Genomic DNA, 23823 nt, shown 5'->3' with positions numbered 1-23823 from the left:
TTATGAGGTAACCCCGATCACCTCTTCCATGCTGGTGATCCCGGAGAGAAGTTTTCTGCAGGCATCATGCTTCAGTGTTCTCATTCCCTCCTTGAAGGCCTGCTTCTTGATGGTTTCTTCATTTTCTTCCGAGTGTATCATTTCTCTGATCGTATCAGAGACAGAGAAGACCTCGTAGATTCCGATCCTTCCCCAATAACCCGTATTGCGACAGCGGTTGCAACCCGTGCCCTTATTTACCGCAGTATGCCCGGATACCCTGCAACCAAAGGCCCTTAGCCGATCCGCAGGTATAATCACAGGTTTGCCGCACGATCTGCAGACCATGCGCACGAGCCGTTGCGCCACGATTCCGATCAGGGTAGATGCAATAAGGTAAGAATCAAGGCCCAGATCCTTCAACCTCGTAATCGCGCTGACGGCATCATTGGTGTGCAGGGTGGAAAAGACCAGGTGGCCGGTCAGGGCTGCCTGTATGGCATACCGGGCGGTTTCACCGTCCCGTATCTCCCCGATCATGACGATGTCAGGGTCCTGCTCAGTATATTCCTGAGTATTGAGGCAAATGTCACATCAATTTGCGGCTGCACTGCTATTTGATTAAACTCTTCGTAAACCATCTCGATAGGGTCTTCCACGGTAATGATATTGATATCAGGTGAGCTGAGGTGCCGAAGTGTAGAATAAAGCGTTGTGGACTTTCCGCTTCCTGTTGGTCCTGTAATAAGTATTATGCCGTGGCTGTTCTGAATAAAACGCTCATAGGCCCGCAGGTCCCTCTCTGAAAATCCGAGCTTGTTTAAGTCGCTGAAGAGTATGTCTTCACTTTGCAGCCTCAGTACGACCTTTTCACCAAAGGCAACCGGTATGGTCGAGACCCTGACCTCTGCCTCCTTATTCTTCCATGCAACTTTCAGGCGGCCATCCTGAGGCCGGCGTTTTTCTGCTATGTCCAGCCTGGACATGGTTTTTATCTTGGTGCATATAGGTTCGTGTACTACCCTTGGAAGACGATAGATAGTATGCAGGATTCCATCTATGCGAATGCGTATCCAGGACAGCGCTCGCTTTGGCTCTATGTGGATATCGCTGGCACGCTGATCCAGGGCATACTGAAAAAGGTGATCCACTGCCTTTTGTATGTATTTATCCGAGGCCGCGATATTTGGAGCTGCCAGCCGCACAAACTGTTCCAGGTTGGATATATCCACTGCCGGAAGTTTGAGTACATTTTCAGCAGCAGCGATGGATTGTTTGAAGTCAAAAAATTCACTGATAATACGTTCGATATCTCTCCGGGGAGCCACTGAGATACGGGTCCGGGCCTGGCATGCCCTCTCCAGATCCTGCTGGAGCTCCTGATCTTCGGGATCGTAGCAGACTATTTCCAACTCTCCATCCTCCCAGGAAACAGGCAGGACCAGGCGCTTTCTAGCAAAAGAGGCCGGAAGCGTCTTTGTCACGATCTCCATATCAAGGCGCAAGGGGTCCAATCGCCTGAACGTCCACTTATGATCTCTTGCTATGAGAGAAATAATATCCGCTTCCATGAGATTAACATCAGGGGAATCCGCCCGGGGGAGTTTCAGTGAATCCAGCCATTGCACAAGATCCCGGCCTTTTCGTTTGCGTATGGAGAGCTTGTGTGTCAATTCAGCTACCTGCTCTTTTGATAAAAGCCCTTCCCTTTCAAGGATTGGGAAGATATAGTCAGGGTCGTGATATGGATGAGACATGGCCTGTGCGTTCTTGTGGTCCTTAGCTTGATTGCATTACTTATATCGGCTTAAATCTCTCAGGCCTGAAGTGAGATGAAATAATATTCAGTTTGCAGATTAATGTCCCTTCCCCGCTTTCTGATATCGTCTGATGCCCTCTCAGGGTCCCAAGGCACGTTTACCCTCACGGGCGGGGAGGCGCATCACATGTCGCGCGTGAGACGTTTGGGGCCAGGCAGCTTTGTCGAACTCATAGACGGCTCCGGAGTGACAGCCAGGGCGAAAGTCATTCGTGTAAACGGACCGGAAGTAGGTCTGCATATTGTGGAGGTCCTGGAACAGCAAGATGATCGCCTGCCGATTACGCTGATCGTGGCCCTGCTCAAGGGGGACCGCATGGCCTGGATGATACAGAAGGCGACCGAGCTGGGAGTGCAGACCATCTGTCCTGTAATTACCCGGCATACTGTGATAAAAATAGATGCTGAAAAGACCGGCGGTCATCTTGCCCGCTGGAAGGAGATAGCCATGCAGTCCCTGAAACAATGCAGGGGAAGTCTTGCTCCAACCATTCACCCGGCGGTTTCACTGGAAGAGGCCCTGGAAAAGATCTCTTACGCCAAGGCAAGGATCCTTCTCTGGGAGTCGGAAAAGAAGCGCTCTTTGCTATCCGCCTGGAGGGACCAGGGAAACGCCACTCCTGTAATTGTTATTGCCGGGCCGGAAGGAGGCCTTTCCAGGGAAGAAGTCCTGGCATGTGAGGGCGCAGGCTTTTCCGCTGCCACTATGGGTAAAAGGATACTTCGCTCGGAGACCGCAGCCATTGGAGCAGCGGCCGCACTGGCAGCGGTGATAACCTCGGGTCTGGAGGAAAGGCATTGAGTAAGGAATGCCGCCATGCCCTGGTGTTGGCAGGAGGATTCGGGATCAGGCTTTGGCCAAGGAGCCGACGGCACAGGGCCAAGCAGTTTCTTTGTATCCACAGCCAGGAGACCCTTCTTGAGCAGACCATCTCCAGGATCCGGCCCATGTTTCCCTGGGATAGGATCTGGGTATTTACAAAACCGGCCCAAAAGGAAGATGTATTGGCTCATGTTCCGGGCCTTATCAGCTCTAATATACTCATTGAGCCGTGCCCCAAGGGAACTGCGGCAGCAATCGCCTGGGCCACGGCCAGGATCGAGTCCCTTCATCCCAATAATGTGATAGCAGTCCTGCCCTCTGACCACCTTATCGAGGATGAGGAAGAATTCAGGCGTGTCCTGGATGCCGGGCTCTCCTTTGCCGGATCCAATCCCTGCCTTGTTACCTTTGGGATAAGGCCTTCAAGGGCGGAGCCTGCTTATGGCTATATAGAGATCGGCAGGTTACAGAATAAGGTGGGAGATAAAGATTGCTATGAGGTTACGGCATTTCACGAAAAGCCGGACAGGGAAACCGCATTCAGATATATTTCATCAAGGGCTTTTTTTTGGAATAGCGGGATATTTGCCTTTTCATCCACGGTGCTGTTTGAGAGCCTTAAAAAATGGATACCCGCGGCATGGGAGGCCCTTGAACGTACGAGGTCATTCTCCGGCTCAATGGAAGAAGCATCCGTGGCCAGCCGGTACTATAACCTGATACCGGATGATTCCCTGGATAAAGGTCTTATTGAAAAGGCCTCCAATGTCGTGGTCTTTCCATGTGATTTCGGCTGGCATGATATGGGGGTCTGGGAGACCTATTATGATCTATCGGCCAGGGATAAGGACGGCAATGCCGTTGACGGACCGGTCATTCCTGTTGAATGCAGGAATTGTCTGCTCATGTCGGAAGGTGGTATCCTGGTGGCTGCTGTGGGGGCAGAGGATATGGTAATCGTGGCTGAAGGTGATGCAGTGCTCGTCTGCCCCAGGAACAGGCTTGGTGAGATTAAGCAGGTGGTAGAGAAGATCAGGAAAGAAGGACTTGCGGAATATCTCTGATGAAGATCCGCGCTAATCACCTTACGGCCCTCAGGATCATTCTGTTACCCCTGCCGTATTTTTTACTCTATGGAGGTAACAGGGCAAAGATTGTGGCCCTGCTGGCCTTTACCATCTTGGGTCTTACCGACTATCTTGATGGCCTGCTGGCCCGACGTGACGGCAGCACACCGCTGGGCAGACTCCTTGACCCTATTGCCGACAAGATATTTATTGCTGTTACCCTTATCCCCCTGGCAGACCTTGGCATCCTCCCCCTTTGGATCGTATGGCCGATTTTTTTCAGGGAATTCCTGGTGACAGAACTCCGCAGGTTTTGCATGGCATCAAAAAGGCAACTCCGTGTCACCGAGCTTGCAAAAATCAAGACCGCTCTTCAAATGGTAGGTGCGGGCCTGGTTCTCATTACCGATATGTTTCCTGACAAATCAGTTCTTATAGCATTTCTGTCCGGCGCCTTGCTGGCCACTCTCTTTCTGGCTGTGGGCCTTTATTGGAGGGATGGCCATCTGTCAACCCGCATGCAAACCGCATTGAGCCTTCTTATCCTGGGGCTTGCAGTAGGACTGGTACTCAGGCCTTCTCAGATCATCATCACCTATGCCCTCATTATGCTCGGCATAACCCTGGTGTCCGGCAGCCGGTATCTTGTTGTGGGCCTTCCTGAATGCCTGAGAAGAGGGCTGCCTGCCGCGGGAAGACTCACTGCCTCGCTAATACTGCCGCTCTTATCAATAGCCCTGATGCCCCTGGCTCCGAAGGGAATGACCAGCCTGGTGGTCTTAATCCTGGCACTGGAGTTCGGAGGCCAGGGTCTTGAGATGTGGACAGTGCAGGAAAGAAAGATTGATATCTCCTGGATAAAAATACGTATATTGGTGCCTGGTGCCTTGCTGTCGCTGGTGTCGGGCTATGTGTTGTATGGGTTTGAAAGAGCGGTTCCGGCCTTCCTCTGGGTTACAACCGGTCTTTGTATTTGCTACACAGTAGTCAATGTGGGGATATATTGCAGAGCCGTTTGCAGGACCCAGGGTTTTGTTCGAGGACAAGGCGCAAGGAGGTGAAAAATTGCTGCGCGGTTGATTTTCTGGAATGCCACGGTTATAAAAAGTATATGTATTCAAGGTCCTGTCCAAGGCACGGGGAGCTGAATAAGCCCTTAACTATCAGGGAAGAGATCCAGGAACGCGAACGCCTGATCCTGTGTCCCCAGGCCTGTCTCAGCAGTGAGACCAGGGGAAGGCTCTATCCCGTGGAGCCCTGTAACATCCGAACCCCCTTTCAGAGGGACCGTGATCGTATTGTCTATTCCAAGTCCTTTCGCCGTCTCAAGCACAAGACACAAGTCTTTTTGTCTCCCATGGGTGACCACTATCGTACCCGTCTTACTCACACACTTGAAGTATCAGAGATCGCCAGGACAATTGCCAGGGCACTTCGCCTTAACGAGGATCTGGCAGAGGCTGTGGCCCTGGGTCATGACCTTGGACATACTCCCTTTGGACATGCCGGTGAAACCATCTTAAATGAGATTGTGCCCGGGGGATTTTCTCACTGCCGTCAGAGTTTGAGGGTAGTGGATGTGCTGGAAAACGGCGGCCGGGGTCTCAACCTCACCTATGAAGTCCGGGATGGGATACTTAAGCACTCAAAGGGTTTTGGGGAAATCATCCCCAAAAAATCAGATGAATGGGCCATGACTGTTGAAGGACGGGTCGTGCGTATAGCAGATGTCATCGGCTATCTGAGCCACGATCTGGACGACGCAATCAGAAGCAAAGTGATCTGTGAGGAGGATGTGCCGTCAAGGTGTAAAAATGTCTTGGGAGAAAATCACGCTGCCCGCATCTCGACAATGATCAAAGACGTTATAGCGAACACCAAGATAGTGGACGGGAAGATGGAGCTTTCAATAAGTCCCCGTCTTTATGAAACGATGGTTCACCTCAGGGCCTTTCTCTATGACAATGTGTACAGGGCACCTCAGGTGCATGGCGAGTTCGAAAAGGCAAGGAAGATCCTCTTTGATTTGTATGAATATTTCTTAAAAAACAAAGACGCCTTTGTCCGGGAAAACATTCGGATGTTCGAAGAAAAGGCGGTAGATATAGATGATAGGACTTCTTATGAGCGCAGGGTCTGTGATTTCATTGCCGGGATGACCGACCGTTACGTGCAGAACCTGTACTCGCGGGTTTTTATGCCGTCTTCAGTTGTTTAAGGTGAGACAGGACCTCCAAAGGTCTGTTCACCGGGTTCGACAACTCCCCTTGGCATAGAGGCTGCTTTATCCCCTCCCAGGACATAGCCTCCGTCCATCCGTATAGTTGATCCGGTCATGAAACTTGCGTCAAAGACCAGGAAGCTCACCATTTTTGCCACCTCTTCAATCCTTCCGATGCGTTTTAAGAGAGTATGATCAAGTATGGCCTTTTGCTCCTCGGCACTGATTATATCCCAACCCCTGGTGGACGGTCCATGACGCGTCTCGACAAAGCCCAGCATGAGTTCATTGACACGCACCTCAGGGGCGCCCTGTCTTGCCCATGTTTCAGTAAGTGATTGAATAGCCCTGTTTGACAGCGAGTAGCAATCATTAAACACCAGGCCTGCCGGACCGCTTCTTCCCACCACCCCGGCAATGGACGAAATATTGACCACCACTCCGCCGCCCCCGGCCCTCAAAACCGGTAAAGCCTCATTGAAGAGATACCATTTAGCAGTCACAGTGGTTTCGAACTCCAGATCCCACTGTTCCGGTAAATACGGGCCATGGACTACGGGCCATCCACCCCTTTCTATGTTGTTAATCAATATATCCAGTCGCCCGAACCGGTCTTGAACAGTACGAATCACCTCTTTTACGTCTCCAAGACAAGTAAGGTCGGCCGGGATGGCGTGATAGTCAACTCCTGTTTCCTTCATATGCCCGTGCATACTCTCAAGGCTGTCCAGCCAGTCGTAGTAGGGCAAAACACATTTAATCCCTGAACGTAACAGCTCAAGGGCTATGGCAAGGCCGATGCCTTTGATGGCACCGGTAACAATAGCAACCTTGTTTTCAGACTTCGCGCATTCTACTTGTTTATCCATGTAATGTGATTATACTGATCTGCGCAGACGTTTGCAAAATACCGAAACCTATTTTACGGTAAAACTTTATTATACCAATTGCAAGGAAGGCCAAGCCATGCATGTACAGAGAGAAAAGAAAGATTTGATAGTTCCTGTCCGACTGGACCTTAAGAGCACTTTTACCTTTGCCTGCGAGAAAGAAATGGCCTGCTATACCCGGTGTTGCAAGGATGCTTATATCATGCTGACTCCATGTGACATAATCCGCATGAAGCAGAGATTAGGGCTCTCCTCGGATGAGTTTCTTCATATTTATACAACCCTTGGACATATCGAGAAGACAGATCTGCCGATCCCTGTCATAAAGATGCTGGAAGATGACGAAAAATCCTGCCCGTTTCTGGAAGAGCCGGGGTGCGGCATATATGAAGATCGTCCGTTGACCTGCAGGTACTATCCTTTAAGCGCCGGGATGTTCCATGACCGGGATCTGTCTTCTGATGAACCTTTTTTTGCCCTGATAAAAGAGGGCCATTGCCTTGGGCACGATCTCGGCAGGGAACTCACGGTAGATGAATGGCGCAAAGACCAGGGTATCATTCCCTACGATGAGGCAAATTTCGGCTGGACGGAATTGATACTTAAGCGCAAGTCTCTGGGTCCATTTGTTACTATCCCTGAAAAAACGCTGCAGATGTTCTTTATGGGTTGTTACAATATAGATCGATTTCGTCGTTTTGTGTTTGACAGCCTATTCCTCAACGTATACATCGTTCCGGAAGAAAGGAAGAAAAAAATTTCAGAAGACGACATGGCAATGCTGGAGCTTGCTGTTGATTGGCTGAAGACTACGCTATTGGGAGAGCAGAAGCTAGAAATCAGGGAACAGGTGGCTGAAAAGGATCCTGTGGAGGTTGAGGCCCAGGCCGATTGATATTGATATTATGTTTAATTACCGGTTTATTAAAACCATGAAACCTGTCCGCAGGACATCAATATAAAAAAGTATACCTGGTTTTCCTCAACCTTTTTTACATTATCCGGCTATTTCTCTAATGGGAAGGAGCACCTTCTTCTCCGGCAGGGGCGGCCTCTTCTGCCACTGCCGGGGCGGTCGCATTTGCTGCCTCTCCTGCAGGTGTTACGGCCGTTGTTTCAGCTGGCGGGGTGCCACCTTCTTCCTTGCAACCCACAAAGCCAAAACACATCAACGCCGCAAGAGATACCAACACAATTAATCTTTTCATTTAATTATTCCTCCTTTTCGTGACAGACTTCTTCCATTCTTCTCCATTTCTTTCTCCGACAGGGACGGCCTCTTCTGCCACTGCCGGGTGAGATAAAGGCCGGGCTCATCAGTCAGCCGGGGCGGTCGCATTTGCTGCTGGGGCAGCCTCAGCCGGGGCGGTCGCATTTGCTGCCTCTCCTGCAGGAGCTACGACTACGGTTTCGTCCGGCGGAATACTTTCCGCTTCCTGAAGATCCAGCATACCCAAACATAATAACATTACAAAAGATAACGACACAACAAATTTTTTTATTTTAATGGTTCCTCCTCTTTTATAAAATGAAATCTTTCATTTCATAATTCATTTATTCTAAACTGCATGCATGTGTGGCTTTAAAGCTTTTATTCATAGCAGCAAAGAATATGCCAAAAGGAGTTGATTGAATTAACTGCCCGCGGCAGGCCGCAGGGTATCTTGAACCGCAAGGAACGCCGTAAGCCGAGGGGAAAAGAACCACAAGGGATTCAATATCTTTACATGCAGGCTTTTTCATACGTCTTATCCAGATCTTCTGTAGGCTGGATATAACTGTTTCATAAGAATATTTACGTTTCAGATATTAATTTTTTTCCATTACAGCTCAGGTAATCAACCATAGCCTTCAAGTCGTCCAGTGGTATTTGCCCCGGAGCGGTCTCATGACCCCTGGCCGGAGACGCATAGGTCAGATAACCCCCCAGCGCCAGGCAGGCAAGCCTGCTCATCTTTCCCAAAGGCCCCATACAGAAGGCTATTAAAGAAAGACCGTCATCCATTGCCCTGAAGTGCAGAGATAATACCTTCAAGACATCCTGCAAACCCTCAGCCAAGGTGACGATCTTCCCAATGTCTGCGCCGGCCCGCCTTTCCGAATCAAATACTTCGATCAGCTTCTCCTTTGCCGGAGTGCAGGAAAAATCGTGGTAGGAAATAATGACTTTTATCCCGGTCCTACGGACCTCTTTTATTACAGCGTCTCTTAAGACCGGATCTGTTCTGAGCTCAATATCAACATAATCCGCCCCTTCGGATACGGCCTTTCCCAAAAGGCTGATTCGTTCTTCTTCTGAACCTGAAAAAAGACCTCCCTCTTTCGAAGACCTATTAGTGAAAATAAGAGGACAGGGCCGATTTTTTAATAAGCTTGCAAAATCCAGGGATTCCGCATCAGCAAGAGCATCCAGACGAATCTCTGCCAGGTCGGCTTTTGCCGCCACCTGTTGCAGACGCCTCAGCAGGGCATCACAGGTAGGTTCAGCCAGGGAGACACAGATCATGCGAGACAATCTACCAAATCATTAAATAAAATATGGGTCCTTCCGCGGGTCGATTCCCTCCAAATAGCCGGCAATGGCCTTATCATACTTATTTGTTGTAATAAAGACCTTTTTGGCCAGCTCAAAACGTGTAGTCAGGGAAGTGGCTCCGTCATTGGCCTTCATCTCTCCGATCACTTTAGGATAATCAGACGGATCTACAACCACAGTCACATACCGGAAGTTTTTTGCCGAGGAGCGAAGCAGAGTCGGCCCCCCTATGTCAATATTCTCTATGGCATCAGCCAAACTCACCCCTTTTTTGGCTACTGTTTTTTCAAAGGCATAAAGATTTACCACTACCATATCAATAGGTGAAATACCGTGGTCTTCCATCTGTTGCCTGTGGGCGGCGTTGTCACGAAGGGCCAGGATGCCGCCATGGACCATGGGGTGTAAAGTCTTTACACGGCCATCCATCATCTCCGGGAAACCAGTGAGTTCTGAAACGTCTTTTACGGAAACGTCTGCCTCTCTTATTACTCGTGCCGTACCGCCGGTGGATATGACTTCTACACTCATATCCTCAAGCTCTTTGGCCAGTTCTGCTACACCTGTCTTGTCAGTTACGCTGATGAGTGCCCTTTTTATCTTTGTCATATGCATTGGCCGCCTTTTTTTGTTTAGTTCAAAATAGAATATTAACAAAACGGAAACAAGCTGGTCGGGACGAGAGGATTTGAACCTCCGACCCCAGCGTCCCGAACGCTGTGCTCTACCAGACTGAGCCACGTCCCGACCGGGGATCTATTCCATATATTCGCCAAGCCGGACCTTGTCAACCGGGGCATCCGGTGATAAAGGTTGACTATAATTCCAGATTATGCGTATACCAGGTGCAATCCATGCTTTTTCATGAAGGAGACAAGGCCTGTGAAGATTGAGTCGTATCGGTTTGGTGAAATCGTAATTGATGGAATACGCTATACAAAGGACCTGAAAATTATTAAGGGAAAGATCTTCGGGAACTGGTGTAGGTCTCAGGGACATACCCTCCAACTCTCTGATATCATGGATGTTGTAGCCGCAAAACCCAGTACCCTGATAGTCGGAACAGGTGCCTACGGCAGAATGGTCCTAAGCCCCGGACTGTCCGAGGAACTCGAGTCCAGGGGCATCCGTATAGAGGCCCTTCCCACCGAACCGGCCATAAAGAAATTCAATGAACTGTCATCGCGGAATGGACACGAGGCCGTTGCCCTTGCAGTTCACCTTACATGCTAAATGGACCTTGGCTTTGGATGCCTTTGCACAGCGATTTCTTTTGATAGCGGATGTCCTTGGCATGGCAAGAAGCGCGGCTGCACTGATCAATGGCTACCTTAATTTCGATAGCAGACTGCGTTTTGCCGGGGCTGCAAAGGCCTCAGAAAACAAGGGGCGAGAGCATGTTGGAAGAAGAAGCACCCTGTGACCGGTTGCCAATGGACTATGGACGGGTTTACTGGATATTTACATTGCGAGAGTTACATCCTCAACAAATAAATTAGAATAGGAGATTTCTTATTATGCCCACGGGTCTGCGCTGGAAATATTCCTTAATGGCAGTACTTATTGCCGTGTCTGTGGTCTTTGTCCTGCCTTCTTTCTATAAAGATACGCCCGACTGGTTCAAAAAATATATCTACAGTGAGGGTCTGAAGCTCGGCCTGGATCTCCAGGGAGGAATGCATCTCATCCTCAAGGTAGACGTGGACCAGGCAGTCAAAAATTCTGCAGATCTTGCAGCAAGGGACCTTAAGGAGTCTCTTGGCCGCAGGCAGATAACCTTGGTGCGTCGCCGGAGTCCGGACCCTGACAAAATACTGTTCTTTCTCCCTAACAAGGACGCTGTGGAAAGGGTGAAAGCCGTTCTGGAAGATGAATTCCCAAGCCTCGAACTCGTAGAGATAAAAGAAGAGGGGAAATTCCCCAGCCTGGTGCTAAGACTCTCTCCGGAAGAGGAAAAATTCATAAGAGAAAATGCAGTTGACCAGTCACTGGAGATCATTCGTAACCGGATAGACCAGTTCGGTGTCACAGAACCTGTAATCGTCCGTCAGGGCGAAGAGGAAATAGTAGTCCAGCTTCCGGGGATCCAGGACCCTGAACGGGCCCTCAAGCTCATAGGGCAGACTGCGCAACTGGAGTTCAAGCTGGTGGATGACGAGGCCGGGATAGACCTCGGAAGGCTTATCCGCCAGGCAATAGATAGCGGCCGCCTTTCTGCAGGATATGATGCCAAGGCCCTTAACACGGTACTGAAGGGACAGATACCCAGAGATGATGCCATCTACTTCCTTAAGGAGGTAGATTATCGCACCGGCAGAATCCGGAAGACGCCCATTCTTCTCAAGGACAAAACGCTGATGACCGGGGACACCGTAAAGACCGCCCATGTCCGGATCGGCGGGACCTATAACGAGCCGTATGTTGCCCTTGAATTTACAGACCGGGGTGCAAGACTCTTTGAGAAAATCACCAGTGACAATGTAGGCAAGCGCCTTGCCATCATCCTGGACGGAGTGGTCCGCTCTGCACCGGTAATAAGGGAACGTATAGGAGGAGGGCATGCCCAGATATCCGGCTCATTCACTCCTGACGAGGCCTCAGACCTTGCCATTGTGTTAAGGGCCGGTGCCCTGCCCGCGCCGATCAGCATTATTCAAAACGTCACGGTGGGTCCGTCCCTTGGGCGTGATTCCATAAGGCACGGCCTGTATTCAGGCCTGATCGGAGCGGCCTTTGTGGTTGTCTTTATGGTCGTATATTACACGCTTTCAGGTTTCATAGCGGATATAGCCATGGTCCTGAACCTGCTCTTCCTCATGGCTGTTCTGTCGCTCTTTCAGGCCACGCTGACCCTTCCCGGCATAGCCGGCATCATACTCATCATCGGCATGGGGGTTGACTCAAATGTCCTGATCTTTGAACGCATGCGTGAGGAAAGGGCCCTTGGAAAACCTCTTAAGGCATTTATCGACGGGGGATATGACAAGGCCTTTTGGACCATCGTAGACGCCCATGTCACAACCCTAATAACCGCCATAGCCCTGTTTCTCTTCGGGACCGGCCCGATCAAAGGCTTTGCCGTCACCCTTTCCGCCGGCATTGTCATTAACCTCTTTACTGCCATCTTTGGAACCAGGATGGTATATGACGGACTGCTGGCCAAGCATGCCCTGAGTAACCTGAGGTTCTTCCAGCTAATCAGGAAAACCAGTCTGGACTTCATAGGATACAGGAATTTCGCCTTCATACTGTCAGGTATCCTGGTAATTTTAGGTCTTGCGGGCTTCGTGCAGATCGTAAGGGGGGCGGCCAACCTCGGCGTGGATTTCTCCGGCGGAACCATGGTCCAGTACCGCGCAGACAGGCCCTTCACCCTGGACAAGGTCAGGGCCGCCCTGGCAAACACGGGTATCGAGGGCTATTCTCTTCAAGAAGTGCCGGAAGAACACGTCTTGATCGTACGCGTCAAGAAGTCAGTGGCTACTGTAGGAGACATAGAAACCGGTATAACAAACAGTTTGAAAGAAGGCCTTCCCGGGACCCGTTTTGTAATGGAAAGCAAGGCGGAGATCGGTTCCACCGTGAGCCGGGAACTGAGACGCAAGGCACTGATAGCAATAAGCATATCATTTGCGGGTATAATCTGCTACCTGGCCTTCAGGTTTAATTTGAGCTTTGGAGTGGCAGCTACTGCCGCCACCTTTCATGACGTGCTGGCGGTACTTGGCATCTTGTTTATCCTGAACAAGGAGATAACGCTCCTGACAATAACCGCCCTCCTGACTCTTGGTGGCTATTCCCTTACTGATACCGTGGTAGTCTTTGACAGAATCAGAGAAAATATTAAACATTACAAAAAATTGCCTTTTGCCGAGATCATAAATCGAAGCATCAACGAGATGCTTGGCAGGACAATTATCACGTCTCTGACCACGATGATGGTGATCTTGTGTATCTTCTTCCTTGGCGGTGTCGTAATTCATGACTTTGCCTTTACCCTGCTATCGGGAGTGCTGATTGGGACCTATTCCTCGGTATTCGTAGCCAGTCCTGTAGTGTACCTGTGGCACAAGGGCAAAGCGCCCAGATAATAACTTCTTTCCCTATGGATCAACTGGTCATTCAAGGCAGGCACCCGCTCAGGGGAACCATCAGGATTAGCGGGGCCAAAAACGCGGCGCTCCCCATTCTTGCGGCAACGCTCCTCACGGGCGGCACCTTCAGGCTGCAGAATATCCCCAGGCTGGTTGACATAAAGACCTTCACTGATCTTCTGACCGATCTGGGCGTTGCGGTAAAATACGGCGCAGATAATGACTCTGATTTCTTGGACATAGACTCTTCAGGACTCTCTGACCACGAGGCTCCCTATGACCTCGTGCGCAGGATGCGGGCCTCGATCCTGGTGCTGGGGCCTCTTATATCCCGTTTTGGAAAGGCCCGTGTCTCCCTTCCCGGGGGCTGTGCCATCGGTGCCCGCCCCATAAATCTTCACTTAAAGGGTCTTGAGCTCATGGGGGTTAAGCTCAGGCTCAAAGAGGGCTATATAGAAGCAAGGGCCGGGCGGCTGAATGGAGCTCATATCTATTTCGACACGCCATCTGTGACAGGCACTGAAAACCTGATGATGGCAGCAGTTCTTGCCAACGGGACAACTGTACTGGGGAATGCCGCAAGGGAACCGGAGGTGGTTGCCCTGGGGCAGATGCTTAACCAGATGGGGGCAAAAATCAGGGGCCTTGGTTCAAATACCGTCAAGATAGAAGGAGTAAAGGAGCTGAGGTCTGTTGATTGGGAAATAGTCCCTGATCGCATAGAGGCAGGCACATACATGATGGCCGCGGGGGCAGCAGGCGGAGAGCTGATAATTGAGAACGTTATGGCAGATCACCTGGAGGCGGTCATATCCAAGCTCAGGAGTACCGGGCTTCAGATTGAAGTAGATAATGCCCGTATTTCTGTCAGAAAAAAAGGCGTCCTGCACAGCGTGGATGTCAAGACCCTGCCATATCCCGGTTTCCCGACCGATCTTCAGGCCCAGATCCTGGTGCTGATGGCCCTGGCCGGTGGCCTCAGCGTAATTACCGAGACCATATTTGAAAACCGTTTCATGCATGTTGCCGAGTTGAGGCGGCTTGGAGCCGACATAAAGGTTGAAGGCAGGAGCGCCATCATCAAGGGTGTAAAAGAATTAAACGGTGCGCCTGTAATGGCCACTGATCTCAGGGCCAGCGCCTCCCTGGTGCTGGCCGGACTCGCAGCCAAAGGGACTACAACGATATCCAGGGTTTACCACCTCGATCGCGGGTATGAACATCTGGAACAGAAGCTTGCAGCAGTAGGGGCCAAAATCAAGAGAGAGAAAAGGCCTAACTGATCCGGTGAAAAGAGAAAAAGATATCCTGATTGACCGGTACGGCCGGCAATTGACCTATCTCAGGCTCTCGGTGACTGACAGGTGTAATCTTCGATGCCGGTATTGCATGCCTCAGACTAATTTCTCCTGGCTGCCCCGTGGCTCAATTCTCACCTATGAAGAAATTCTCAAGGTCTGCCGTATACTGGCAGGCGTTGGCGTCACAAAAGTGCGACTTACAGGTGGAGAGCCATTGGTCCGGCGTAACCTTATAAGCCTTGTGGAAAGGCTGACCGAGATTGACGGGCTTGAAGAAATTTGTATCACGACAAACGGTGTTCTCTTGGAAGAGTATGCGGATGGCCTGTTCAAGGCAGGTATCAGACATATCAACATCAGTCTTGATTCCATGAATCCGGAACTATTTGCCTGTATTACCGGCTTCGATCTCTTTGAGCAGGTGTGGCGGGGCATGGAAAAGGCCCTGGAAATGGGATTTTCCCCGATAAAAATCAACTCGGTGATCATGAAGGGCATAAATGACAGTGAAATAGCAGCCCTGGCAGGACTGAGCATGAAATATCCCGTACAGGTTCGTTTTATAGAGTTTATGCCTGTTGGCAAGGATATTTTTTGGGGTCCGGACAGGTTCGTCAGTCGTGATAAGATCATAAATCAGGTGGAGAGCGCATTCGGAAAGCTGCGTCCGTTGACCGAATCACACAGCGCCGGACCGGCAAGTGAATATAGGCTGGATAAGGCCGCAGGAAGTGTGGGATTTATCGGCGCCTTAAGCCACAATTTTTGTGAGAGCTGTAACCGCCTGCGCCTCACCGCAGATGGACATCTTCGCTTATGCCTTTTTTCTGACGAGGAAATAGATGTCAAAAAGGCCTTGCGCCGGGGATTGAACACAGAGGAACTGGCTCTTTTTTTTCGCCGCGCAGTATTAAGAAAACCGAAAGGATTAAAGTTTTTGAATAAAGAAGGACTGTCTTGCAACAGAGGCATGTCCAGCATAGGTGGATGATCGGCTTCTTCGTGGAGGACTTCTGATAATGGAAATGAATCTGGCCTTTGTCTTTCCCGGACAGGGCTCTCAATATGTTGGAATGGGCAAGACCTTTTTGGAAACGGTTTCTGATGCGGCCCATGTTCTTTCTGTGGCAGAAGAAATGACAGGGCTTCCCCTCAAGAAGCTTTGCGCTGAAGGGCCTCTGGAAGAACTCACCCGGGTTGAAAATCTCCAGCCCTGTCTGACCGCCGTGGAGATCATTTGCTGCATGGCCGCCGGAGATGCGGGATTGAAGGCGACAGCAGTAGCAGGACACAGCCTGGGAGAGTATCCGGCACTGTGGGCCGCCGGGGTCATTAGCCTTGAAGACACATTCAGGCTGGTCCATGCCAGGGGCAGGCTTATGAAAGAGGCGGGGGATAAAAATCCGGGTTCCATGGCCGCCGTGGTTGGTCTCAGCAGGAAAGAGCTGGAAGAATTGATTGTGCCCCTAACAAAAAAAGGTGTCCTGGTCCTGGCCAATCACAACTCGCCTGACCAGATCGTAGTCACCGGGGAAACAGACCTGGTCGGCGATCTGTGCAAGAAAGCCAAGGCTGAAGGAGCCAGGGCGATTCCCCTGAAGGTGTCCGGTGCCTATCACAGCCCCCTTATGGCTGAGGCATCAGGTCGCTTTTCTGAAATCTTGGATAAAATATCTTTTTTTAGGCCCGAGATCCCGATTTACAGCAATGTCACGGCAAGGCCGGAATCAGATCCGGAGAAAATCAAGGACCTTATGAAGAAGCAGATCTGCTCGCCTGTCAGGTGGTATGAGATCGTAATCAACATGGACCGGGACGGAATATCTAACTTTATTGAGCTCGGCCCCAAAAAGGTGCTTGGTAACCTGATAAGGAAGTGTCTGCCCGGAAGGTCTGTTTCAGTCTTTCAGGGGGAAGATCCTGAGGGTCTTAGAGCATGCCTCAGGGGCAAACGAGAGCCCGGCTTGCTGGAAGAAGCCCCTTTTGCCGGTGTTGATTGAGGAGCCCGGATAACCCGTGGCTTTGGACGGGGAGTTTGAAGGGCAACCGGAGCTGTAGCCTTTCTCTCTTTCTTGACCTCATCAAATATACCGATTTCGACATATTCCCCGTCCGATTCAAACTTGACGCCTTGAGCTGTTATATCCGCTACACGCCAGCCATCGACAAGGTCTCCAACAGTTACGGTGCGCAGGTTTTTTTGAGGGCCCTTAACTATTTTTTTTTGCTGGCCGGACCTGGATTCCGGGGCTGCCAACATAAGAAAGGCCTGACGCATTTCTCCCGCAATAATAGTACCATAGACCTGGTAGCTGCTCTTTAGATCTCCCTCCGCTGAGGTGTCATTCTCAGTCAGATTTTCATTCCTGCCCCGTTCCGGATCAAAAGGATCCTTGCTGACAATGGCTTCATAGGGGCCGAGCTCAACCTGAGATTCTTTGGCATGGACAGCCCCGGGACTAAAAGAGTACCACAGGCCGACGCAAAAAGATGCTATCAAAAGCAAGATCGAATAAGTTACTTTTTTTTGGAACTCCAGGCTAGTTATCATCTTCCTGCTCCAGACCCTTCTCGCCGGCCAGGCCCTTATGTTCCCCCAGCATCTGCTTCAAGGACTTGACTCGCCCTTTAAATTCCCTGGTCAGTGCGTCGGCCTGCTCCTTGGATTGTATGACATAGGGAGTAATAGTCATCAATAGTTCCGTCTTCTCGTTTGTGTAACTTCGCCAGCCGAACAGATAGCCTAGGACCGGCAAGTCCTTGAGAAAAGGGATACCACTGCGGCTCTTTTCTTTTTTTGTCTTCATCAAGCCGCCGATTATGATGGTATGGCCGTCCTGCACCACCAGATTGGTTGTAGTCTTACGGGTCTGAAAGATTGGGGAGTCAATACCCTCTACTTTGGCCTTTTCAAGGAGAGAACTGACCTCCTGGGTTATCTCCATACTGACCAGTCTGCTCTCATTGATAGAAGGCGTTACCTTCAGAAGGATGCCGGCACTTCGATACTGGATCGATTGTGTGAGAGTGCTCTCGGTCGTACTGGTAGTCGAGCTAGTCAAAGTAGGCACGTCCTGTACGACCTCGATGGTGGATTCCTTGTTATCCACAGCCAGGATATTGGGCGCTGAGAGGATATTGACATCTGTCGTCGTAGCCAACAACTTAATTAAGTTTCGAAGGCTGTCACCTGTGTACAGGCTGTATGCAAATCCTGAAATGCCCGTACCAAGCGCCGTGTTCCTGGGTAAGTTTCCGAGATTAGGATCGGTAAGTGCAATGTTAGAAGAATATGATCCCCCCATATGGCTCTTGAGAAACCACTCGACCCCGTATTCAATATCGTTACCCAGCGAGACCTCTACAATCAACACGTCGATCAGGACCTGCCGCGGAACAATGTCGATCTCTTTCAGCACTTCTGAAAGGATGGCATAATCTCTCTGCGTGGCCTTGATGAGTATGGCATTGTTGACTTCGTCCGCAATGATTTCCACCTCACCGGCCAATTCCCCGGCATGCTGCACGGCTTTCTCTTTTGCAGGCTTTTTCTCCCTTTCCACAAGGACCTCTTTCCTGCCTTTGCGATCTGACGGCTTTCCGCCGTAGAGCTGCCGGAGGATATCGGCGATATCTGCAGCCTTGCCGTTCTGGACAAAGTATACATAGACCTGGGTTCCCTTCTGTGATATCTCCTGATCCAGTTGGGTCACCCAGTTGCCCACCACATCCAGGACTTCCTCCCACTTGGTCACTACAAGCAAGGAGTTGATGGTCTTTAAGGGCATGATCTGCAGGCCGCCCGGATCAATACCAGGCTTTATATAAAGTCCTTTTGTCTTGAATATCTTATCAAGGTCTTTCGACAGATCATCCACATCGGTATGCTCCAGAGTATAGAAACGCCAATGTATATCCTTAAAAAAATCCGTGTCCATTAAGGCCAATATTTTGGACAACTTGCCCACATTTTCTGCAGTGTCCACCAGGATAACGGCATTTATACTTGGCTCGGCCACCATGACCGCCCCGGGAGAGATAAAGTTCCTGAGATTTGCGATTACATGGGCCGCAGAGAGGTACTGGAGCTGAAAGACACTGATTACGTCTCCTGCATGGGGGACCCGTTCACCGATATTTATCACTTCTGATCCGGCTCTGGCGCTGCCGGCCTTCCGTACCACCTTATAAAGATCCTGAGCGCCGCGGGTTATGGCCAAGCCGTGTATCTGCAATATGGAATTGAAGAGATCAAGGAATTCATTCTTGGTATATCTGCCCCTGATATTGAGTGAAATGGTCCCCTTAATGGCTGGATCTACCACATAGTTGAGCTCCAGAATACGCCCCAGGACCTGATCCAGGACAGGATATATATCCATACTGTCCAGAGTAATGTCTATCTGACGGCGTTCACCAACCCCGGCTCCGGAAAATGGAGACTTTATTACAGTTGCATTAGAATCAGGCGCGGCATTTTCAATTTCCTTTGACGGGATCTCCTGTGTAGCCTGATTCTGAGCAAGAGCCAAGCCTTGAATGGATCCCAAAAAACATATGACAGCCAGACTCCAGACCATCCATCTCCGATCTTGTATTCTCATCTCGACCTTACCCCTCAGATCCAGTTTTCATAAAGAGAGCTTCCACCTCAAGGTCGACCCTGAGATGCGGATTACGCCCCTCTACCTTGATTGCGCGAATACTATGTATTCGAAATATCCTGTGATCATCGTTTGATAATTTCAAAAACTTGACCAGCTTCCTGATATCAGTCTTGGCACTGAAAATAGCTACGGCAAGTTGATAATCTCTCCATTTTCGTTGCCGGCCTGTTTTATAAGTGATTACCTGGAGACCGGCCTCAGAGGCCATTTTGAGCAAGGTATCCTGTAAATTGGATGCCACAAGCTGGGGGGTATCACCCGGCATAAGCCCCTTTACGGCAACAGTGAGTCTGCGCTTCGACTGCACAATGCGTTGATCTACACCGCGATGCCGTTTGATGTCACGCTTCAGACGCCCGATTTTCGCCTCCTGGGCCTCAATCCTGCTATCCAACTCCTCGATTTTTCCGGACAGCGGTGCCCATGCCAGGCTGTACCAGAGTATAAGTCCTATAACCAAAAAACCATAACGTAATAAGGGACTTCCATTACTGGAGAGCCGACGGCTAATTTCCATTGCCCTCCTCTCCTTTTCCACTGACCAGCTTTATCTCCACGGAAAAACGTTCCCTTTGCTGTCTGTACTTTCTAACAGGAGATATGAGCCTGACCTCTGAAAAAAGCGGGCTCCGGCGCCAGTTTCCCATGGCCTTTACTGCTGAACCGCCCTCGGCCGTGAGCTTAAGTTTGTCATTTTTGATATCGAGACTTCTTATCCAGGTCTCTGGAGGCGTAAGCTCGGCTACGGCCTTTAAGACCTTCAGTTCAGAGGGCTTCTCGAGCTTGAAGTCTTCCAGGTCCTTGAGCTTATTGTCGATTTTTTCCAACCGTTTCTGAGCATCCAGCATGGGCGACAGGCGCTCTTGCAGTTCCTGAACCTCCTGTTCCATCTTATGGACAGAGTGTACACGCTTTTGGATCCTCAAACCCTGTATCCCTGTGGCCAGTATGACTGACGCAGCAACAGCCCCTACAACAAATTGATATGGTTTTATGCGCAAACGGAAAGGTCTGCGACGGGGGCCTTCCTGGAGAGAAATCGCAGGATAAGAACTCAGCCCTAATGCAGCGGCACATAACCCCCAGGTGACTTTTTCCCCATGCCCACAGATATTCGAAAGGTCCTTTATGGCACTACAGGGATCTTTGGGGGGAGGATCCAGAATTACCGCACCGGAACCCCCTACTGCATACTTGGGGGCCATTGCAAGATCAGGAAAAGGAGAAGGGAGATGTTCGGCAAGTTTTTGCAGGTCCGTCGAGATATCCTCCTCATCCGAGACCGATACGGAATGTGAACCTTCCCACCCGTAAATACCGTGGAGAGAAATAATCCAGCAGTTACCCTGCCGGCCAAGGCTGACACAGGGAAGAGAGGATTCTGCGCTGCTGCGCAGCAGGATATCCAGCCCCAAAGTCGCAGGTGATACAGGGCCAAGCGATCCGGCATGGCCTGTCTCACGAACGACCCGGAGTATCGGATCCAGAAAACTCCTTGGGATATAGGCCAGAAGCACCACCGTCTTATCTCCACGCTTAAATGCCCATTGATCATGATATATCTCATCCGGTTTCAGGTGTGCGTGAAGCCCTATGCCCATACGGACCGCATTTGCCGCCTCGTCCGGTTCCAGTTGAGGAAAGCTTAATTCTCTCATAAACAGGTTCTTTCGAGAAAGGGCCAGACATATAATACGTCTCCGCAAGGGATGAATAGCCTGAAGTACGCCTTTTACCTGTTCCGCCAAAGAACGTCCGGTATCATCAAATGTATAGGGCAGTTGGACAGAAGACCATTTTCCGAGCCGTCCCTTAAGACAAAAGACATCAAGCCTGGACTCGTCCAGGTAAATCCCTACTATTTCACGTTCTCTGACCACCTTGAGCCTTTTCGTCCAGGAGTAATTGCCTCTATCCAATGCTTGACCTTTAATTTCTCTGCCCCGGACCGGGTATCCCAGTAAATCTGATATATACGACTGCCAAACCAGACTCTGAGACACGCCACCTCACGAGTTGATATAGTGTTATCACCGAGTTCGGCACCCAGGATCTCCTTAAGAGGCAAGGGTGCGTATTCCTTACTTACGGCGCCTGATTTGTTGTAGACTGTAAATAAATCCCAGAGGCCTCCCCGCCATATAACTTCACTGTCTTCCTCCTGGGATGACCAGGTAATGGGCCCGTAAAACGCCTCCTGGCCGACCCCGTTTACCAGGAGCAGTTCCTCCAGCAAATGAAATGGACCATTGGCAGGATAGTAGGGCGGAGATCTGTCTTGGTAGATGTCATCCTCTGCCCCGTTCAGCCTCACCAGCTTATCAGAATCCCTCCAGTCCAAGATACCATCCACCATAGTATCCGCGGCTTCAAGCTCCTCGTCCCCAAGAATCGCTCTCACTACCTCCCTGATCTGATCCTCTGAGCTGTTATTGAGATCGAGCTTTCCGTTCTCGTCTTGCAGGGTAAAAAAGACCTCTCTGCCTCCAAGCCTTGCCTTGTACACACTACCGTCAGCAAAAAGACGGCCCTCTGCCTCTTCCCTGTCCATTCCTGGAGGAGACAATCTGCTTGCTGCAAGAAGCAGCAAAGACCTCGCAGCCTCCCGGCCCTGCAGGGCATCCCAGGCACCTTGCCCCAGGTTCCTGCGGATTCTTGCCTCAACCGCATAGAAGCCGCCGACCAGTGTAAGCAGGGTCAACACCCACAACACCAGCACAAGAACCGTACCCTTCTGTCCCATCACTTTGCACTTACCAGAATAAAAGGACTTGTATAAAAAACTCGCCAAGTGGTTACAGGCTCCTTACCATTATCGGAAAAGGCCAGGCCCATGGCTACAGCCTCGGGCACATTACCCTTTTGACTCCAGTTATCCTGCCAATCCTCAGGGTCGGATTCATCCGGCAATTGACTTTGATATGTAAAGGCCAGCGAATCTATCCCGTTTATGATCGAAACGCCCCAGCCCTGTTCCGTCAGGTCCTCTTTATCTTCCTGATCTATGTTGTCAGGAAGGGGTTCTTTCAGGTCTTCGGGCCTGGTGATGACCTTCTGGGCATAGATGAGCTTTTTTCTTTTTTCATCAAAACGATAAACTACCCTGAAAAGGCCACCTGCCTGGGAACCAAGCGGTACGTGGGTAGTCACAAAGGATATCTCGTTCTCTTTCCCATTAAACTCGGAAAAATCCTTGAGATCAGATCCGTCCGCCACCACGGCCCTGAGCTGTCTTCCCAAAAGTCCTTCAATGGAGGATACAACTATCAGACGTTTGTTGATCTTTTTACCCCTGCTGTAGGCCCTCAGTCCTGTACGGACAGCCATGGAAAGTATGAGGACCAGCACGGCAATGAGGGTGACTGAGATCAGGAGTTCAAGCAGGGTAAAGCCTGAGGATCTGGTGATTGATTTTTTCCTCATATCTGCTCTGCCGGTATCCAGCTGGTCAATACAAAAGGATGTGCATTATACGGAGGTTGTACGGTAAGAATAAGCTCCTTCAGTTCGGGGATCTCGATCTCTTTCTCTTCCTGGTCCTGGACCGTTATCTTCAAGACCAGGTCCCGAACTTCCACCTTATAGCTCCATCCGGGATGATCTTTTACGTCCTCCTCACCCGGAGACAGGGATTCAGGCTCATGGAGCAATCCATAAAGCACGGACTCTGCTATATACGCTGCCTCTCTGGCCATGTCGCCCCTGAAGGCCTGCCTGTGGCCCTGCGCAAAGCCGGAAAGCAGCACTCCAAGCGCGATACCCATTATTGCCGTGGCAACCAGGACCTCTATGAGGGTAAAACCTGACGATTTGACGATTTGACGATTTGACGATTTAGTGATTGTCACGATGAAATGCGCTCCATGCCTACCAGCCCCAGGAACCTGTCTATCACTATCCGGTCCATGCGACCTCCTTCCCACTTGAGGTCAATCTCACCGCCGCTTGAGCTTCCGTCAGGATAAAAGGTCACGGCATGGATACCTGGTTCCACTGCGCCCACTCCCTTGCCTTCTACCTTTATGGACTCGGGTATATCCTGCCATTTGAGACCTTCAACACAAAAGGTCCTGCTCTCACCATCAATCAAAAACCTGACTGCCTCGCCTCTACCCAGACCTGCGGACCTGGCGCGGACCAGGGTCTGTGTAAAGGACTGCACAAAACGCCTCTCTTCAGACCGAAGTATCCCGCCGGCAACTGCCACAAAGACCAGGGAACTGAAAATGCCTATAAGTACCAGTACCACGAGGAGCTCAATTAGCGTAAAACCCCTTGACCTGTGACCGTTCAAGGGTTCAGGGTTCAGGGTTACCTTTCTTCCCTTGACCTTGCGAGTTAGGTCTCGGGCCAAGTGCCATGCCTCATTGGATTGTTGATTGTTGATTGTTGATTTATCATTGCTCTATTGTTCTATTCTCATGCC

At 50.5% G+C, this 23823-nt stretch carries 25 protein-coding genes and 1 tRNA gene; 10 read left to right on the top strand and 16 right to left on the bottom strand.

What is annotated here, in order from left to right:
- Complete coding sequence (locus C4B57_06730) at nucleotides 1-519, bottom strand: hypothetical protein (GenBank protein PXF54559.1); 519 nt, start codon at nucleotides 517-519, stop codon at nucleotides 1-3.
- Nucleotides 516-1736 (bottom strand): hypothetical protein, encoded by a 1221-nt coding sequence (locus C4B57_06725; GenBank protein PXF54558.1) that lies wholly within the window; start codon nucleotides 1734-1736, stop codon nucleotides 516-518. The genes C4B57_06730 and C4B57_06725 overlap by 4 nt, the downstream gene beginning before the upstream one ends.
- 102 nt (nucleotides 1737-1838) lie before the next feature.
- On the opposite strand from C4B57_06725, the gene C4B57_06720 reads away from it, so the two are divergent.
- The 4 genes from C4B57_06720 to C4B57_06705 are packed head-to-tail and all read left to right on the top strand — an operon-like array spanning nucleotide 1839 to nucleotide 5906.
- On the top strand, nucleotides 1839-2600 hold the full coding sequence (locus tag C4B57_06720) for a hypothetical protein (GenBank protein ID PXF54557.1): 762 nt from the start codon (nucleotides 1839-1841) through the stop codon (nucleotides 2598-2600).
- Nucleotides 2597-3685: a hypothetical protein gene (locus tag C4B57_06715; GenBank protein PXF54556.1), complete on the top strand. Its 1089-nt coding sequence runs from the start codon at nucleotides 2597-2599 to the stop codon at nucleotides 3683-3685. Before C4B57_06720 ends, C4B57_06715 begins: the two co-directional genes overlap by 4 nt.
- The gene (locus tag C4B57_06710; protein ID PXF54555.1) at nucleotides 3685-4749 is read left to right on the top strand and encodes a hypothetical protein; all 1065 of its coding nucleotides are present in this window, start codon (nucleotides 3685-3687) and stop codon (nucleotides 4747-4749) included. The genes C4B57_06715 and C4B57_06710 overlap by 1 nt, the downstream gene beginning before the upstream one ends.
- Before the next feature lie 50 nt (nucleotides 4750-4799).
- Complete coding sequence (locus tag C4B57_06705) at nucleotides 4800-5906, top strand: deoxyguanosinetriphosphate triphosphohydrolase (protein ID PXF54597.1); 1107 nt, start codon at nucleotides 4800-4802, stop codon at nucleotides 5904-5906.
- Here C4B57_06705 and C4B57_06700 read toward each other — a convergent pair.
- Nucleotides 5903-6778, bottom strand: coding sequence for a 3-oxoacyl-ACP reductase (locus tag C4B57_06700; GenBank protein ID PXF54554.1), 876 nt, complete (start codon nucleotides 6776-6778; stop codon nucleotides 5903-5905). The two genes, C4B57_06705 and C4B57_06700, sit on opposite strands and share 4 nt — an antisense overlap.
- 97 nt (nucleotides 6779-6875) lie before the next feature.
- Between C4B57_06700 and C4B57_06695 the strand changes: the two genes are divergently transcribed.
- Nucleotides 6876-7694, top strand: a complete 819-nt coding sequence (locus C4B57_06695; GenBank protein ID PXF54553.1) for a hypothetical protein — start codon at nucleotides 6876-6878, stop codon at nucleotides 7692-7694.
- 118 nt (nucleotides 7695-7812) lie between these two features.
- Here C4B57_06695 and C4B57_06690 read toward each other — a convergent pair whose 3' ends face one another.
- The 5 genes from C4B57_06690 to C4B57_06670 form a co-directional block, all read right to left on the bottom strand.
- Complete coding sequence (locus C4B57_06690; protein ID PXF54552.1) at nucleotides 7813-8007, bottom strand: hypothetical protein; 195 nt, start codon at nucleotides 8005-8007, stop codon at nucleotides 7813-7815.
- Between the two features lie 346 nt (nucleotides 8008-8353).
- The gene (locus tag C4B57_06685; protein PXF54551.1) at nucleotides 8354-8542 is read right to left on the bottom strand and encodes a hypothetical protein; all 189 of its coding nucleotides are present in this window, start codon (nucleotides 8540-8542) and stop codon (nucleotides 8354-8356) included.
- 52 nt (nucleotides 8543-8594) lie between these two features.
- On the bottom strand, nucleotides 8595-9305 hold the full coding sequence (aroD, locus tag C4B57_06680; protein PXF54550.1) for a type I 3-dehydroquinate dehydratase: 711 nt from the start codon (nucleotides 9303-9305) through the stop codon (nucleotides 8595-8597).
- Between the two features lie 21 nt (nucleotides 9306-9326).
- Nucleotides 9327-9944 carry an IMP cyclohydrolase gene (locus tag C4B57_06675; GenBank protein PXF54549.1) on the bottom strand — a complete coding sequence of 206 codons (618 nt, stop codon included), beginning with the start codon at nucleotides 9942-9944 and terminating at the stop codon, nucleotides 9327-9329.
- A gap of 61 nt (nucleotides 9945-10005) precedes the next feature.
- Nucleotides 10006-10082, bottom strand: a tRNA-Pro gene (locus C4B57_06670).
- 117 nt (nucleotides 10083-10199) lie between these two features.
- Between C4B57_06670 and C4B57_06665 the strand changes: the two genes are divergently transcribed.
- The 5 genes from C4B57_06665 (at nucleotide 10200) to fabD (ending at nucleotide 16730) form a co-directional block, all read left to right on the top strand.
- On the top strand, nucleotides 10200-10568 hold the full coding sequence (locus C4B57_06665) for a hypothetical protein (GenBank protein ID PXF54548.1): 369 nt from the start codon (nucleotides 10200-10202) through the stop codon (nucleotides 10566-10568).
- A gap of 284 nt (nucleotides 10569-10852) precedes the next feature.
- Nucleotides 10853-13426: a protein translocase subunit SecDF gene (locus C4B57_06660; GenBank protein PXF54547.1), complete on the top strand. Its 2574-nt coding sequence runs from the start codon at nucleotides 10853-10855 to the stop codon at nucleotides 13424-13426.
- Between the two features lie 14 nt (nucleotides 13427-13440).
- Nucleotides 13441-14712 carry a UDP-N-acetylglucosamine 1-carboxyvinyltransferase gene (murA, locus tag C4B57_06655; protein ID PXF54546.1) on the top strand — a complete coding sequence of 424 codons (1272 nt, stop codon included), beginning with the start codon at nucleotides 13441-13443 and terminating at the stop codon, nucleotides 14710-14712.
- 25 nt (nucleotides 14713-14737) lie between these two features.
- Nucleotides 14738-15721, top strand: a complete 984-nt coding sequence (gene moaA / locus C4B57_06650) for a GTP 3',8-cyclase MoaA (protein ID PXF54596.1) — start codon at nucleotides 14738-14740, stop codon at nucleotides 15719-15721.
- 34 nt (nucleotides 15722-15755) lie between these two features.
- Nucleotides 15756-16730 carry a [acyl-carrier-protein] S-malonyltransferase gene (fabD, locus tag C4B57_06645; GenBank protein PXF54595.1) on the top strand — a complete coding sequence of 325 codons (975 nt, stop codon included), beginning with the start codon at nucleotides 15756-15758 and terminating at the stop codon, nucleotides 16728-16730.
- Here fabD and C4B57_06640 read toward each other — a convergent pair.
- Genes C4B57_06640 through C4B57_06605 form a run of 8 tightly spaced genes read right to left on the bottom strand, consistent with a single transcriptional unit; the run spans nucleotide 16637 to nucleotide 23784 of the window.
- Entirely contained in the window at nucleotides 16637-17281 is a 645-nt protein-coding gene (locus C4B57_06640) for a hypothetical protein (protein PXF54545.1), read from the bottom strand. The genes fabD and C4B57_06640 overlap by 94 nt on opposite strands.
- Nucleotides 17271-19334, bottom strand: coding sequence for a type II secretion system protein GspD (gene gspD, locus C4B57_06635; GenBank protein ID PXF54544.1), 2064 nt, complete (start codon nucleotides 19332-19334; stop codon nucleotides 17271-17273). The genes C4B57_06640 and gspD overlap by 11 nt, the downstream gene beginning before the upstream one ends.
- A gap of 7 nt (nucleotides 19335-19341) precedes the next feature.
- Nucleotides 19342-19914, bottom strand: coding sequence for a hypothetical protein (locus C4B57_06630; protein ID PXF54543.1), 573 nt, complete (start codon nucleotides 19912-19914; stop codon nucleotides 19342-19344).
- Nucleotides 19904-21277, bottom strand: coding sequence for a hypothetical protein (locus C4B57_06625; GenBank protein ID PXF54542.1), 1374 nt, complete (start codon nucleotides 21275-21277; stop codon nucleotides 19904-19906). Before C4B57_06625 ends, C4B57_06630 begins: the two co-directional genes overlap by 11 nt.
- The gene (locus C4B57_06620) at nucleotides 21256-22140 is read right to left on the bottom strand and encodes a hypothetical protein (GenBank protein PXF54541.1); all 885 of its coding nucleotides are present in this window, start codon (nucleotides 22138-22140) and stop codon (nucleotides 21256-21258) included. Before C4B57_06620 ends, C4B57_06625 begins: the two co-directional genes overlap by 22 nt.
- Complete coding sequence (locus tag C4B57_06615) at nucleotides 22140-22820, bottom strand: hypothetical protein (protein PXF54540.1); 681 nt, start codon at nucleotides 22818-22820, stop codon at nucleotides 22140-22142. The genes C4B57_06620 and C4B57_06615 overlap by 1 nt, the downstream gene beginning before the upstream one ends.
- Nucleotides 22817-23215 (bottom strand): hypothetical protein, encoded by a 399-nt coding sequence (locus tag C4B57_06610; GenBank protein ID PXF54594.1) that lies wholly within the window; start codon nucleotides 23213-23215, stop codon nucleotides 22817-22819. Before C4B57_06610 ends, C4B57_06615 begins: the two co-directional genes overlap by 4 nt.
- A gap of 26 nt (nucleotides 23216-23241) precedes the next feature.
- Nucleotides 23242-23784 (bottom strand): hypothetical protein, encoded by a 543-nt coding sequence (locus C4B57_06605; GenBank protein ID PXF54539.1) that lies wholly within the window; start codon nucleotides 23782-23784, stop codon nucleotides 23242-23244.
- Nucleotides 23785-23823 lie beyond the last annotated feature (39 nt).

It is taken from the genome of Deltaproteobacteria bacterium, assembly GCA_003194485.1.
Lineage (GTDB): Bacteria > Desulfobacterota > Dissulfuribacteria > Dissulfuribacterales > UBA3076 > UBA3076.
This window is presented reverse-complemented; position numbering and strand designations above follow the sequence as displayed.

Coding starts and splice junctions, on each gene's coding strand:
- C4B57_06730 (PXF54559.1), bottom strand. CDS start 519: ATGATCGGGGAGATACGGGACGGTGAAACCGCCCGGTATGCCATACAG.
- C4B57_06725 (PXF54558.1), bottom strand. CDS start 1,736: ATGTCTCATCCATATCACGACCCTGACTATATCTTCCCAATCCTTGAA.
- C4B57_06720 (PXF54557.1), top strand. CDS start 1,839: ATGTCCCTTCCCCGCTTTCTGATATCGTCTGATGCCCTCTCAGGGTCC.
- C4B57_06710 (PXF54555.1), top strand. CDS start 3,685: ATGAAGATCCGCGCTAATCACCTTACGGCCCTCAGGATCATTCTGTTA.
- C4B57_06705 (PXF54597.1), top strand. CDS start 4,800: ATGTATTCAAGGTCCTGTCCAAGGCACGGGGAGCTGAATAAGCCCTTA.
- C4B57_06700 (PXF54554.1), bottom strand. CDS start 6,778: ATGGATAAACAAGTAGAATGCGCGAAGTCTGAAAACAAGGTTGCTATT.
- C4B57_06695 (PXF54553.1), top strand. CDS start 6,876: ATGCATGTACAGAGAGAAAAGAAAGATTTGATAGTTCCTGTCCGACTG.
- C4B57_06690 (PXF54552.1), bottom strand. CDS start 8,007: ATGAAAAGATTAATTGTGTTGGTATCTCTTGCGGCGTTGATGTGTTTT.
- C4B57_06685 (PXF54551.1), bottom strand. CDS start 8,542: ATGAAAAAGCCTGCATGTAAAGATATTGAATCCCTTGTGGTTCTTTTC.
- aroD (PXF54550.1), bottom strand. CDS start 9,305: ATGATCTGTGTCTCCCTGGCTGAACCTACCTGTGATGCCCTGCTGAGG.
- C4B57_06675 (PXF54549.1), bottom strand. CDS start 9,944: ATGACAAAGATAAAAAGGGCACTCATCAGCGTAACTGACAAGACAGGT.
- C4B57_06665 (PXF54548.1), top strand. CDS start 10,200: ATGAAGGAGACAAGGCCTGTGAAGATTGAGTCGTATCGGTTTGGTGAA.
- C4B57_06660 (PXF54547.1), top strand. CDS start 10,853: ATGCCCACGGGTCTGCGCTGGAAATATTCCTTAATGGCAGTACTTATT.
- murA (PXF54546.1), top strand. CDS start 13,441: ATGGATCAACTGGTCATTCAAGGCAGGCACCCGCTCAGGGGAACCATC.
- fabD (PXF54595.1), top strand. CDS start 15,756: ATGAATCTGGCCTTTGTCTTTCCCGGACAGGGCTCTCAATATGTTGGA.
- C4B57_06640 (PXF54545.1), bottom strand. CDS start 17,281: ATGATAACTAGCCTGGAGTTCCAAAAAAAAGTAACTTATTCGATCTTG.
- gspD (PXF54544.1), bottom strand. CDS start 19,334: ATGAGAATACAAGATCGGAGATGGATGGTCTGGAGTCTGGCTGTCATA.
- C4B57_06630 (PXF54543.1), bottom strand. CDS start 19,914: ATGGAAATTAGCCGTCGGCTCTCCAGTAATGGAAGTCCCTTATTACGT.
- C4B57_06620 (PXF54541.1), bottom strand. CDS start 22,140: ATGGGACAGAAGGGTACGGTTCTTGTGCTGGTGTTGTGGGTGTTGACC.
- C4B57_06615 (PXF54540.1), bottom strand. CDS start 22,820: ATGAGGAAAAAATCAATCACCAGATCCTCAGGCTTTACCCTGCTTGAA.